General features: G+C 52.5%; 8 protein-coding genes, 1 tRNA gene and 2 rRNA genes. 2 read left to right on the top strand and 9 right to left on the bottom strand.

Annotated elements, in window-relative coordinates:
• Positions 1–93: 93 nt before the first annotated feature.
• The 3 genes from C2U53_RS09965 to C2U53_RS09955 form a co-directional block, all read right to left on the bottom strand.
• Positions 94–3,000: ribosomal RNA gene (locus C2U53_RS09965) — 23S ribosomal RNA — on the bottom strand.
• A gap of 196 nt (positions 3,001–3,196) precedes the next feature.
• Positions 3,197–3,272: transfer RNA gene (locus tag C2U53_RS09960), tRNA-Glu, on the bottom strand.
• 171 nt (positions 3,273–3,443) lie between these two features.
• Positions 3,444–4,985 (bottom strand): 16S ribosomal RNA (locus C2U53_RS09955).
• The 16S and 23S rRNA genes sit together here with 1 tRNA gene alongside, the layout of an rRNA operon.
• Positions 4,986–5,479: 494 nt before the next feature.
• On the opposite strand from C2U53_RS09955, the gene C2U53_RS09945 reads away from it, so the two are divergent.
• Both C2U53_RS09945 and mdtD read left to right on the top strand, forming a co-directional pair.
• A complete protein-coding gene (locus C2U53_RS09945; protein WP_042998769.1) occupies positions 5,480–6,199 on the top strand; it encodes a FadR/GntR family transcriptional regulator in 720 nt (239 codons plus the stop codon).
• Positions 6,196–7,623 (top strand): multidrug transporter subunit MdtD, encoded by a 1,428-nt coding sequence (mdtD, locus tag C2U53_RS09940; protein ID WP_104445862.1) that lies wholly within the window; start codon positions 6,196–6,198, stop codon positions 7,621–7,623. The genes C2U53_RS09945 and mdtD overlap by 4 nt, the downstream gene beginning before the upstream one ends.
• Here the strand turns inward: mdtD and rbsR are convergent.
• From rbsR to rbsD, 6 genes are all read right to left on the bottom strand, one after another.
• On the bottom strand, positions 7,589–8,587 hold the full coding sequence (rbsR, locus tag C2U53_RS09935; protein WP_080721904.1) for a ribose operon transcriptional repressor RbsR: 999 nt from the start codon (positions 8,585–8,587) through the stop codon (positions 7,589–7,591). The two genes, mdtD and rbsR, sit on opposite strands and share 35 nt — an antisense overlap.
• A 3-nt stretch (positions 8,588–8,590) precedes the next feature.
• On the bottom strand, positions 8,591–9,520 hold the full coding sequence (rbsK, locus tag C2U53_RS09930; RefSeq protein ID WP_099433255.1) for a ribokinase: 930 nt from the start codon (positions 9,518–9,520) through the stop codon (positions 8,591–8,593).
• 107 nt (positions 9,521–9,627) lie between these two features.
• Positions 9,628–10,518, bottom strand: coding sequence for a ribose ABC transporter substrate-binding protein RbsB (gene rbsB / locus C2U53_RS09925; protein ID WP_042998766.1), 891 nt, complete (start codon positions 10,516–10,518; stop codon positions 9,628–9,630).
• Positions 10,519–10,542: 24 nt separating this feature from the next.
• Complete coding sequence (gene rbsC, locus C2U53_RS09920) at positions 10,543–11,508, bottom strand: ribose ABC transporter permease (RefSeq protein ID WP_042998765.1); 966 nt, start codon at positions 11,506–11,508, stop codon at positions 10,543–10,545.
• A 5-nt stretch (positions 11,509–11,513) separates the two neighbouring features.
• On the bottom strand, positions 11,514–13,019 hold the full coding sequence (gene rbsA / locus C2U53_RS09915; RefSeq protein WP_104445861.1) for a ribose ABC transporter ATP-binding protein RbsA: 1,506 nt from the start codon (positions 13,017–13,019) through the stop codon (positions 11,514–11,516).
• Between the two features lie 7 nt (positions 13,020–13,026).
• Entirely contained in the window at positions 13,027–13,446 is a 420-nt protein-coding gene (rbsD, locus tag C2U53_RS09910) for a D-ribose pyranase (RefSeq protein WP_104445860.1), read from the bottom strand.
• Positions 13,447–13,454: the final 8 nt, after the last annotated feature.

Here is a 13,454-nt window from a genome sequence, read left to right as displayed (position 1 = left end):
AAATTCTGTTTATTAACCCGCCTTTCGCCGGTTAATCTAATCTGTAATCAGGCTGAAAATTTTCTCAATCCGCCAAAACAGCTTCGGCGTTGTAAGGTTAAGCCTCACGGTTCATTAGTACCGGTTAGCTCAACGCATCGCTGCGCTTACACACCCGGCCTATCAACGTCGTCGTCTTCAACGTTCCTTCAGGACCCTTAAAGGGTCAGGGAGAACTCATCTCGGGGCAAGTTTCGTGCTTAGATGCTTTCAGCACTTATCTCTTCCGCATTTAGCTACCGGGCAGTGCCATTGGCATGACAACCCGAACACCAGTGATGCGTCCACTCCGGTCCTCTCGTACTAGGAGCAGCCCCCCTCAATTCTCCAGCGCCCACGGCAGATAGGGACCGAACTGTCTCACGACGTTCTAAACCCAGCTCGCGTACCACTTTAAATGGCGAACAGCCATACCCTTGGGACCTACTTCAGCCCCAGGATGTGATGAGCCGACATCGAGGTGCCAAACACCGCCGTCGATATGAACTCTTGGGCGGTATCAGCCTGTTATCCCCGGAGTACCTTTTATCCGTTGAGCGATGGCCCTTCCATTCAGAACCACCGGATCACTAAGACCTGCTTTCGCACCTGCTCGCGCCGTCACGCTCGCAGTCAAGCTAGCTTATGCCTTTGCACTAACCTCCTGATGTCCGACCAGGATTAGCTAACCTTCGTGCTCCTCCGTTACTCTTTAGGAGGAGACCGCCCCAGTCAAACTACCCACCAGACACTGTCCGCAACCCGGATTACGGGCCCACGTTAGAACACCAGCCATTAAAGGGTGGTATTTCAAGGATGGCTCCACACGAACTGGCGTCCGCGCTTCAAAGCCTCCCACCTATCCTACACATCAAGGACCAGTGTTCAGTGTCAAGCTATAGTAAAGGTTCACGGGGTCTTTCCGTCTTGCCGCGGGTACACTGCATCTTCACAGCGAGTTCAATTTCACTGAGTCTCGGGTGGAGACAGCCTGGCCATCATTACGCCATTCGTGCAGGTCGGAACTTACCCGACAAGGAATTTCGCTACCTTAGGACCGTTATAGTTACGGCCGCCGTTTACCGGGGCTTCGATCAAGAGCTTCTCCTTACGGATAACCCCATCAATTAACCTTCCGGCACCGGGCAGGCGTCACACCGTATACGTCCACTTTCGTGTTTGCACAGTGCTGTGTTTTTAATAAACAGTTGCAGCCAGCTGGTATCTTCGACTGATTTCAGCTCCACGAGTAAATCGCTTCACCTACATATCAGCGTGCCTTCTCCCGAAGTTACGGCACCATTTTGCCTAGTTCCTTCACCCGAGTTCTCTCAAGCGCCTTGGTATTCTCTACCTGACCACCTGTGTCGGTTTGGGGTACGATCTGATGTTACCTGATGCTTAGAGGCTTTTCCTGGAAGCAGGGCATTTGTCACTTCAGCACCGTAGTGCCTCGTCATCACGCCTCAGTGTTAAAGTGAACCGGATTTACCTGGAACACACACCTACACGCTTAAACCGGGACAACCGTCGCCCGGCCAACATAGCCTTCTCCGTCCCCCCTTCGCAGTAACACCTGGTACAGGAATATTAACCTGTTTCCCATCGACTACGCCTTTCGGCCTCGCCTTAGGGGTCGACTCACCCTGCCCCGATTAACGTTGGACAGGAACCCTTGGTCTTCCGGCGAGCGGGCTTTTCACCCGCTTTATCGTTACTTATGTCAGCATTCGCACTTCTGATACCTCCAGCATGCCTCACAGCACACCTTCGCAGGCTTACAGAACGCTCCCCTACCCAACAACACTTAGTGTCGCTGCCGCAGCTTCGGTGCATGGTTTAGCCCCGTTACATCTTCCGCGCAGGCCGACTCGACCAGTGAGCTATTACGCTTTCTTTAAATGATGGCTGCTTCTAAGCCAACATCCTGGCTGTCTGAGCCTTCCCACATCGTTTCCCACTTAACCATGACTTTGGGACCTTAGCTGGCGGTCTGGGTTGTTTCCCTCTTCACGACGGACGTTAGCACCCGCCGTGTGTCTCCCGTGATAACATTCTCCGGTATTCGCAGTTTGCATCGGGTTGGTAAGCCGGGATGGCCCCCTAGCCGAAACAGTGCTCTACCCCCGGAGATGAATTCACGAGGCGCTACCTAAATAGCTTTCGGGGAGAACCAGCTATCTCCCGGTTTGATTGGCCTTTCACCCCCAGCCACAAGTCATCCGCTAATTTTTCAACATTAGTCGGTTCGGTCCTCCAGTTAGTGTTACCCAACCTTCAACCTGCCCATGGCTAGATCACCGGGTTTCGGGTCTATACCCTGCAACTTAACGCCCAGTTAAGACTCGGTTTCCCTTCGGCTCCCCTATTCGGTTAACCTTGCTACAGAATATAAGTCGCTGACCCATTATACAAAAGGTACGCAGTCACCCCATTAAAGAGGCTCCCACTGCTTGTACGTACACGGTTTCAGGTTCTTTTTCACTCCCCTCGCCGGGGTTCTTTTCGCCTTTCCCTCACGGTACTGGTTCACTATCGGTCAGTCAGGAGTATTTAGCCTTGGAGGATGGTCCCCCCATATTCAGACAGGATACCACGTGTCCCGCCCTACTCATCGAGCTCACAACACATGCAATTTTGTGTACGGGGCTGTCACCCTGTATCGCCGGCCTTTCCAGACCGTTCCACTACCACACATGCTGATTCAGGCTCTGGGCTGCTCCCCGTTCGCTCGCCGCTACTGGGGGAATCTCGGTTGATTTCTTTTCCTCGGGGTACTTAGATGTTTCAGTTCCCCCGGTTCGCCTCGTTAACCTATGGATTCAGTTAACGATAGTGCAACGAATTGCACTGGGTTTCCCCATTCGGACATCGCCGGCTATAACGGTTCATATCACCTTACCGACGCTTTTCGCAGATTAGCACGTCCTTCATCGCCTCTGACTGCCAGGGCATCCACCGTGTACGCTTAGTCGCTTAACCTCACAACCCGAAGATGTTTCTTTCGATTCATCATCGTGTTGCGAAAATTTGAGAGACTCGAACACACCATTGACAGTGTGTCGTTTCAATTTTCAGCTTGATCCAGATTTTTAAAGAGCAAATATCTCAAACATGACTCGCTGAGTCAGTTTTGAGATACAAAGGCCGGCGACTTTCACTCACACAAACCAGCAAGTGGCGTCCCCTAGGGGATTCGAACCCCTGTTACCGCCGTGAAAGGGCGGTGTCCTGGGCCTCTAGACGAAGGGGACACGAAAATTGCTTATCACGCGCTGCGTGATATTTTCGTGTAGGGTGAGCTTTCATCAATAGAAAGCGAGCGGCCTTATTCTGTTCAGCCTCACTCCCAACGCGTAAACGCCTTGCTTTTTACTTTTCATCAGACAATCTGTGTGGGCACTACAAAGGCAGGTTCTTTAAGGTAAGGAGGTGATCCAACCGCAGGTTCCCCTACGGTTACCTTGTTACGACTTCACCCCAGTCATGAATCACAAAGTGGTAAGCGCCCTCCCGAAGGTTAAGCTACCTACTTCTTTTGCAACCCACTCCCATGGTGTGACGGGCGGTGTGTACAAGGCCCGGGAACGTATTCACCGTGGCATTCTGATCCACGATTACTAGCGATTCCGACTTCATGGAGTCGAGTTGCAGACTCCAATCCGGACTACGACATACTTTATGAGGTCCGCTTGCTCTCGCGAGGTCGCTTCTCTTTGTATATGCCATTGTAGCACGTGTGTAGCCCTGGTCGTAAGGGCCATGATGACTTGACGTCATCCCCACCTTCCTCCAGTTTATCACTGGCAGTCTCCTTTGAGTTCCCGGCCTAACCGCTGGCAACAAAGGATAAGGGTTGCGCTCGTTGCGGGACTTAACCCAACATTTCACAACACGAGCTGACGACAGCCATGCAGCACCTGTCTCACAGTTCCCGAAGGCACCAAGGCATCTCTGCCAAGTTCTGTGGATGTCAAGACCAGGTAAGGTTCTTCGCGTTGCATCGAATTAAACCACATGCTCCACCGCTTGTGCGGGCCCCCGTCAATTCATTTGAGTTTTAACCTTGCGGCCGTACTCCCCAGGCGGTCTATTTAACGCGTTAGCTCCGGAAGCCACGCCTCAAGGGCACAACCTCCAAATAGACATCGTTTACGGCGTGGACTACCAGGGTATCTAATCCTGTTTGCTCCCCACGCTTTCGCACCTGAGCGTCAGTCTTCGTCCAGGGGGCCGCCTTCGCCACCGGTATTCCTCCAGATCTCTACGCATTTCACCGCTACACCTGGAATTCTACCCCCCTCTACGAGACTCAAGCCTGCCAGTTTCGAATGCAGTTCCCAGGTTGAGCCCGGGGATTTCACATCCGACTTGACAGACCGCCTGCGTGCGCTTTACGCCCAGTAATTCCGATTAACGCTTGCACCCTCCGTATTACCGCGGCTGCTGGCACGGAGTTAGCCGGTGCTTCTTCTGCGGGTAACGTCAATGGCTAAGGTTATTAACCTTAACCCCTTCCTCCCCGCTGAAAGTACTTTACAACCCGAAGGCCTTCTTCATACACGCGGCATGGCTGCATCAGGCTTGCGCCCATTGTGCAATATTCCCCACTGCTGCCTCCCGTAGGAGTCTGGACCGTGTCTCAGTTCCAGTGTGGCTGGTCATCCTCTCAGACCAGCTAGGGATCGTCGCCTTGGTGAGCCGTTACCTCACCAACAAGCTAATCCCATCTGGGCACATCCGATGGCAAGAGGCCCGAAGGTCCCCCTCTTTGGTCTTGCGACATTATGCGGTATTAGCTACCGTTTCCAGTAGTTATCCCCCTCCATCGGGCAGTTTCCCAGACATTACTCACCCGTCCGCCACTCGTCAGCAAAGCAGCAAGCTGCTTCCTGTTACCGTTCGACTTGCATGTGTTAGGCCTGCCGCCAGCGTTCAATCTGAGCCATGATCAAACTCTTCAATTTAAGTTTGATGCTCTTAGAATTAAACGTCGTAATGAATTACGTGTTCACTCTTTGAGACTTGGTATTCATTTTTCGTCTTGCGACGTTAAGAATCCATGTCACTCTGAGTGCCCACACAGATTGTCTGATAAATTGTTAAAGAGCAGTGCCGCTTCGCTTTTTCTCAGCGGCGCGGGGTGTGCATAATACGCTTTCCCGCTTCAGAGTCAAGCATTTATTTCGCTTTTCTCTGTCGGTGTTCATCACTGGTTTTCACCGGAGAACCCCGCTGACCCGGCGGCTTGCGTGCCGTTGTTCCGTGTCAGTGGAGGCGCATTATAGGGAGTTATTTCGGGCTGACAAGGGGAAATTTAAAATAATTTTCCGAGTGTTCTTTTTTTCACCAAAACCGGTATTAACGTGCCATAAAATAAGCGTTTTGCTGTTTTTGCAGCCGCAATCACACTTCCTGGTGGCATACTAATGAGTAAGAAAAAGATAAAGGACAAAGAGTCATGCCTTTAAGCGCACAACAGTTGGCTGCACAGAAAAACCTTTCCTATGTCCTGGCTGAGAAGCTGGCGCAGCAGATCCTCAAAGGTGCATATGCCCCTGGCGCCATTCTTCCTGGCGAAATTGAGCTTGGCGAACAGTTTGGTGTGAGTCGGACCGCCGTTCGGGAAGCAGTTAAAACATTAACGGCCAAAGGGATGGTGCTGCCGCGCCCTCGCATTGGCACCCGAGTGATGCCACAGGCAAACTGGAATTTCCTCGATCAGGAATTACTCACCTGGTGGATGACTGAAGAGAATTTTCAGCAGGTTATTGAACACTTTCTGGTGATGCGTATCAGCCTGGAGCCTCAGGCGTGCTCGCTGGCGGCAACAATCGGTACCGCAGAACAAAAAGCGCATCTGAATACATTGATGGAAGAGATGGTGGCGCTGAAAAAAAACTTTAAGCGCGAACGCTGGATTGAAGTGGACATGGCCTGGCATGAGCACATTTATGAAATGAGCGCGAACCCGTTCTTAACCTCTTTTGCCTCGTTGTTTCATTCTGTCTACCATACCTATTTTAATTCAATTACTTACAACACCGTTGTGAAGCTGGATTTGCATCAGGCGATTGTCGATGCCATTGCACAAAGCGACGGTGACGGTGCGTTTAAGGCCTGTCAGGCGCTACTGTTCGCCCCAAATGAACGTCCAGAAAATAACCAGGATTGTGCATGACCAACAAAAAAGCACGCAGTATGGCCGGATTGCCGTGGATAGCGGCAATGGCTTTCTTCATGCAGGCACTGGACGCCACTATTCTAAATACCGCTTTACCCGCCATTGCCCAGAGTCTCAATCGCTCCCCATTGGCAATGCAGTCCGCAATTATCAGTTATACCCTGACGGTAGCCATGCTAATTCCGGTGAGCGGATGGCTGGCCGATCGCTTTGGTACCCGACGCGTATTCATGATCGCTGTGAGCTTGTTCACGCTCGGCTCACTCGCCTGTGCGCTTTCAAGTACGTTACCGGAGTTGGTTATCTTTCGCGTGATTCAGGGGATTGGTGGCGCAATGATGATGCCCGTTGCTCGCCTGGCATTATTAAGAGCTTACCCACGCAGTGAACTGCTGCCGGTGCTGAATTTTGTGACGATGCCTGGACTGCTCGGCCCCATTCTGGGTCCCGTACTGGGAGGCGTTCTGGTCACCTGGGCCAGTTGGCACTGGATTTTCCTGATCAATATTCCGATAGGAATCGCCGGTATTTTATATGCGCGCAAATATATGCCGAACTTCACCACCCCTCGGCGCAAATTTGATATGACTGGCTTCTTTCTTTTCGGCCTGAGTCTGGTGCTCTTTTCCAGCGGGATGGAGTTATTTGGCGAGAAAATTGTCGCCACCTGGATAGCACTGACCATTATTCTGCTGAGTATTGTGTTACTGCTGGCTTATATTCGTCATGCGCGACGCCATCCCATCCCGCTTATTTCGTTGTCACTATTTAAGACGCGCACTTTCTCCGTCGGCATTTCCGGTAACCTGGCAACCCGTCTGGGAACAGGATGTGTGCCGTTCCTGATGCCATTGATGCTACAGGTAGGATTTGGCTTTCCGGCGCTGATTGCCGGTTGCATGATGGCGCCCACCGCGCTGGGTTCAATACTGGCGAAGTCGATGGTGACGCAGGTACTGCGCCGTCTGGGTTATCGAACCACCCTGGTGGGCATTACGGTCTTTATCGGATTGATGATTGCGCAGTTTTCTCTGCAATCTCCCGCCATGCCCGTCTGGATGTTGATTCTGCCGTTATTCATTCTCGGGATGGCGATGTCGACGCAATTCACCGCAATGAACACCATTACGCTGGCCGATCTGACCGATGATAACGCCAGCAGTGGCAACAGCGTACTGGCCGTTACGCAACAACTGTCCATCAGTTTAGGGGTAGCGATAAGCGCGGCGGTGTTACGCATCTATGAAGGGATGGAAGGAACCAATACGGTCGAACAGTTCCACTACACCTTTATAACGATGGGTGCGATTACGATCGTGTCAGCCCTGATGTTCATGTTGCTGAGAGCCAAAGATGGCCGCAACCTGATCAAAGAGCGACACAAACCTACACGGAACCCCGCGCCATCAAAACAGGAGTAAGTTGCAAACGCTGCTGTTGTAGGGCGGGTTGCGCCATCCGATGAATCAGAACATCGATGGCCAGCTCACCCAGTTCATCTTTCGGCTGATGAATCGTGGTAAGCGGCGGCGTCATGTAACGCGCCAGTTCGATGTCATCGTAGCCAATCACCGCCATGTCCTGCGGAATTCGCAATCCGGCCTGGTACAACGCCTGATAGGCGCCGACGGCCATGGCATCATTGCCGGTAAACACAGCGTGGGGCCGATGTTGATGCGAAAGCAGTTTCTGCATGGCCTCAAACCCACCGCCAAATTCAAAATCACCGGTAATTTCGTAACCGTCCGGGATATCCAGCCCGGCACGCTTCATCGCTGCGCGATACCCTTCCAGACGTAATCGCGCCGGGGTTTTATCCAATGGCCCGGTAATACAGGCGATACGGGTAAAGCCTTTATCAATCAAATGCTGTGTAGCCAGGTCGCCGCCAAGCAACGAGTTATCCTGAATAAGATCGCTATCCCCATCGCCATCAAAAGGCGACCAGTCCATCATAACAGTAGGGATAGAAGGATAGCGCTGCATGATCTCACGCGATGGCTGGTGTGTTTCGGTACAGAGCAACAATAAACCATCCACCCGCTTTTGCATCAGGGTTTCCAGATTACGGTTCATGCGCTGCTCATCGCCTTCAGTATTGCATAACACCAGGCTATAGCCGCGTTCAAAACAGCTGCGCTCAACGCCACGCACCAGTTCGGAATAAAAGGGGTTGGTACTCGCTGTAATCAGCATGCCGATGGTGCGCGTCTGATTCAGCTTCAGGCTGCGCGCCAGCGCAGAAGGGGCGTAATTTAATGACTTGATCGCCGCATCGACTTTTTGAGTTATCGCTTCACTGACAAAGCGATCCTTATTAATGACATGCGAAACGGTTGAAGTGGAAACGCCCGCCAGGCGGGCAACATCCTTCATGGTAGCCAAGCGTTACCTCTGCTGACCTAAAAACGCCTCAATTTCTTCACGCCACGGCACGGAAGGCTGTGCTCCTTTACGGGTCACCGCAATTGCCGCAGCGGCATGCGCAAAGCGGATTGCGTCAGACAACGGTTTTTCTTCCAGCAGAGCGGTGATCAGCGCGCCGTTGAAGGTATCGCCCGCAGCGATAGTATCGACAGCGTCAACTTTAAATCCAGGTATCCGACTGCCTTCGCCATTCACACTGGCCCAGACACCCCGGCTTCCTAATGTAATCAATACGGTACGAATGCCTTTTGCATGCAGCGCCTGGGATGCTTTCGCTGCGTCTGTATCAGTTTCGACACGGATCCCCGTCAGCTTTTCCGCTTCGGTTTCGTTGGGGGTGATGATATCCACCAGCGCCAGCAGTTCGTCGGATAACTCACGCGCCGGAGCCGGGTTCAGCGCCACAATCGTATTGTTTTGCTTTGCGATCTTCGCGGCCGTCAACACGCTTTCTATCGGCGACTCCAGTTGCATCAACAATGCAGATGCCTGAGCAATGCGCTCACGCTGCGCCTCAACGAATGCAGGGGAAAGCGCCGCATTAGCGCCAGCATGAATACCAATAACGTTTTCACCGTCGCCGTTCACAAAAATCAGCGCCACGCCGGTGGACTCACCGCTAATGACACTGATCGAATCGACGTCAATGTTGTCACTGACAAGCTGTTTACGGATGTTACTTCCGATATCGTCATCGCCCGTACAGGCAATGAACGCAATATTAGCCCCACTGCGACCCGCAGCCACCGCCTGATTCGCCCCTTTACCGCCAAAAGCCACCTGATAGTGATTTCCGGTGACGGTTTCGCCTGGCGTAGGGAATGTTTCAAGGTTCAGGATATGGTCGGCATTAATGCTGCCTAGAACGACAAGACTGCCTGCGGTTTTCATGTTCGGGGTGTCCATCTGAGATCGCCACCGGTATTACCCGGTGGCGTATGCCACACTTTTCTTTATATTTAGTCCCTCAGGCGACACGTGGTCGCCTGAATCGCCAGTTACTGCTTGATGACCAGCTTCAGGTCAACTGGATATTTGGCCTGAACTTTCTCGCCTTTCAGCACCTTATCCGCTGTCTCAACGCCTTTCGCGCCGATCTGGTCCGGTAACTGTGCGATAGTCGCAGCCAGTTTGCCATCATTTACCGCTTTTTCGCCATCAGGCGTACCGTCAAATCCGACCACCATCACATCAGATTTACCTGCGGTTTGCAGAGCACGCAGCGCACCCAGCGCCATTTCATCGTTCTGTGCAAAAACAGCCTGCACGTCCGGATGCGCAGTCAGTAGGTTCTGCATGACGTTCAGACCCTTAGTGCGGTCGAAATCTGCCGGCTGACTGGCCAGAACGTTAAATTTGTGTGCCGCAACGGCCTGCTGGAAACCTTCACCACGCTCACGCGCCGCGGAAGTCCCGGCAATACCTTGCAGTTCAATGACTTTTGCGCCTTCACCGGCTTTTTTGGCGATGTAATCACCAGCGATTTTCCCGCCCAGCACGTTATCAGATGCGATATGGCTGACGACGTCACCTTTAGTTGCCTGGCGGTCAAGGGTAATCACCGGGATATTCGCCTGGTTCGCCATCTTCACTGCGTTACCCACCGCGTCGGAATCCGTCGGGTTGATCAGCAGAATTTTAGTACCACGTACGGTTAAATCCTGAACGTTCGCCAACTCTTTCGCCGGGTTGTTCTGAGAATCCAGTACCACCAGGTTGTAACCCAGCTTGTCAGCCTCTTTCTGCGCCCCGTCTTTCAGCGAGACAAAGAACGGGTTATTAAGCGTGGAGACCACCAGCGCAATGGTATCTTTCGCCATTGCATTCGCGCTCACGGTGGCGCTTAGCGCAACAGCAGAAACCAGGGTAGCCAGTTTTTTCATGTTCATATTTAAGATGTCCTGTAGTCGTTGTTACTGCTTTTTGTTGTCTACCAGTACCGCCAGCAAAATCACCACCGCTTTGACGATCATCTGGTAATAGGAGGAAACACCTAACAAATTCAAACCATTATTGAGGAAACCCAGAATTAATGCGCCGATCAAGGTCCCAACAATACGACCTTTGCCGCCCGCCAGACTGGTCCCACCCAGCACAACGGCTGCGATGGCATCCAGCTCATAGCCCGTACCGGCAGTCGGCTGGGCAGAGGAGAGGCGCGCCACTTCAATGATGCCCGCCAGCGATGCCAGCAGCCCACACAGTGAATAGACGATAATCTTGATTTTACTGACGCTAATGCCAGACAGACGCGTTGCCGCTTCGTTACCACCCAGCGCATAGATATAGCGACCCAGACGAGTGTGGTGCAACATGTACCATGCCGCCAGGAAAACAATACCCATGATCCAGACCGGCGTTGGAACCCCCAGCGGACGACCGATACCGAACCAGCCAAACAGATCGGCATTATCGGTAAAGCCCGTATTAACCGGACTCCCGTTGGTGTACACCATTGTCACGCCGCGCAGCAGTAGCATCATGACCAGCGTGGCGATAAATGCCTGCACGCGGCCTTTCGCCACAATCACACCTGTGACTGCGCCAACAGCGGCACCTAATGCCAGAGCAGCAGCAACGGCCACCAGCGCGTTAACTTCAATCCCTACAATTGAAGCCGCCACCGCGCCGGTGAGCGCCAGCAAGGAACCGACAGACAAATCGATACCCGATGTCAGGATCACCAGCGTCATCCCCACCGCCATAATGGCGTTCACGGATGTCTGTTGAAGAATGTTGAACAGGTTATTGACGGTAAAAAAGTTAGGGCTCAACGTCGAGACAATCGCGATCAGCACCAGCAGGGCGATGAGCGACTTCTGCTCCATCAACCACGCTTTGGTGAAATAACGGCGACCAGAAACAGCCTGGGTAGTCATCTTTTTTACTCCTGATTCACGCGATTAAGCTTGCCTACAGCGGCAGCCATCAGAACTTCCTGGGTGGCCTGCTCGCGAGTGAATTCACCGCCGAGATGCCCTTCATGCATGACGATAATGCGATCGCTCATGCCTAATACTTCTGGCATCTCAGAGGAGACCAGAATGATGCTCAGGCCGTCAGCCTTAAACTGGTTAATTAACTGATAAATTTCTTTCTTGGCCCCCACATCCACGCCGCGGGTAGGCTCATCGAGGATCAGCACCTTCGGACGGGTCATCAACCCACGGGCAATCGCCACTTTCTGCTGGTTGCCACCGGACAGCAGACCGATAGCCTGTTCCATCGACGGCGTCTTCACGTTGAACAGGCGGATAAAATCGCTTACCGCCTGTTGCTCATCCTTATGCTTCAGACTGCCGCCGCTGCGACTGAAATAGCGCAGCGCGGTCAGCGACATATTCTCTTTTACCGACATACCGAGCACTAAACCGTCGCGCTTGCGGTCTTCAGAAATATAGACGATACCGTTCGCCAGTCCGTCCTGCGGAGAACGAGTGATCACTTCATGCCCGTCGAGCGTGACATAACCACTGGTACGTGGCAGCGCGCCATACAGAACCTTCATCAGTTCGGTACGCCCGGCTCCCATCAGGCCCGAGATCCCTAATATTTCACCTTTACGCAGAGTAAAAGAGACATCATTCACACCGGGTCCGCACAGGTTATCGACCTTCAGACAGATGTCACCAGGCGCTTTATCCAGGCGCGGATACTGCTCTTCGAGCTTACGTCCCACCATCATCTCTATCAGGGAGTCTTCGGTCAGCGAGGCCACTTCACGTTCGGCAATAAACTGCCCGTCGCGGAAAACGGTCACGTCATCGCAAATCTCGAAGATCTCTTTCATGCGGTGAGAAATATAGACAATACCGCGCCCCTGCGACTTCAGTTCGCGGATCACGCGGAACAGGGATTCGGTTTCGGTATCGGTGAGCGCATCCGTTGGCTCATCCATAATGATGACTTTCGACTCAAAGCTCAGCACTTTGGCGATCTCGACCATCTGCTGGTCGCCAATCGACAATTCACCAACCTGGCGGTCGCTCTTAAAGCGCAGATTGAGTTTAGCTAACAGGAGATCCGCTTCGGCATACATTTTCTTCCAGTCAATCTTGCCAAAGCGGTTAACGAATTCGCGGCCGAGGAAAATATTTTCCGCAATGGTGAGTTGCGGGATCAGGTTAAGTTCCTGATGGATGATGCCGATACCGGCTTCCTGGGACGATTTAGGGCCATTAAAGGTGGTTTCTTTACCCAGCCACAACAGCGAACCCGCATCACGGGTATAGATACCGGTCAGCACTTTCATCATGGTGGATTTGCCGGCACCATTTTCCCCCACCAGCGCCATCACGCGGCCGGGATAAACATTGAGTGCGGCGCCGGATAGCGCTTTCACGCCAGGGAACGCTTTATCGATCCCTTTGAGTTGCAGTAATGCGTCCATGACAGCCTCAGAAAGTGACGCCAGCACAGAGAATGATATTCGCATACGGGGAACACTCCCCGCTGCGAATTACCGCCTGACTGTCTGCGGTTTGTTTTTTAAATTGTTCATGCGTGGTGTAACGAATTTCTATGGTATTTCCCTGGTGTTGTTGCAGTTGCTCGATATGGCTGAGCAACGTTTCGTGGAGCTGCGGATTATGTTGTTTAATTTCCGTCGCGAGAATGGCCAACTCAACCTGCATTTCACGGGTCACCACATCCAGTACCTGCATAAAAGAAGGTACGCCCTGGGTTAATGCCATATCAATACGCGTAGTTCTGTTCGGGATGGGTAAACCTGCATCACACACCACCAGCGTATCAGTATGCCCCAGACGGGAGATCACCGATGAAATCTCTGAATTGAGTACAGTGCCTTTCTTCATTTTCTTAC

This window comes from Citrobacter sp. CFNIH10, assembly GCF_002934585.1.
GTDB lineage: Bacteria > Pseudomonadota > Gammaproteobacteria > Enterobacterales > Enterobacteriaceae > Citrobacter_A > Citrobacter_A amalonaticus.
The sequence above is the reverse complement of the archived record's forward strand: the minus strand, read 5'-3'. Positions and strand labels throughout refer to the sequence as shown.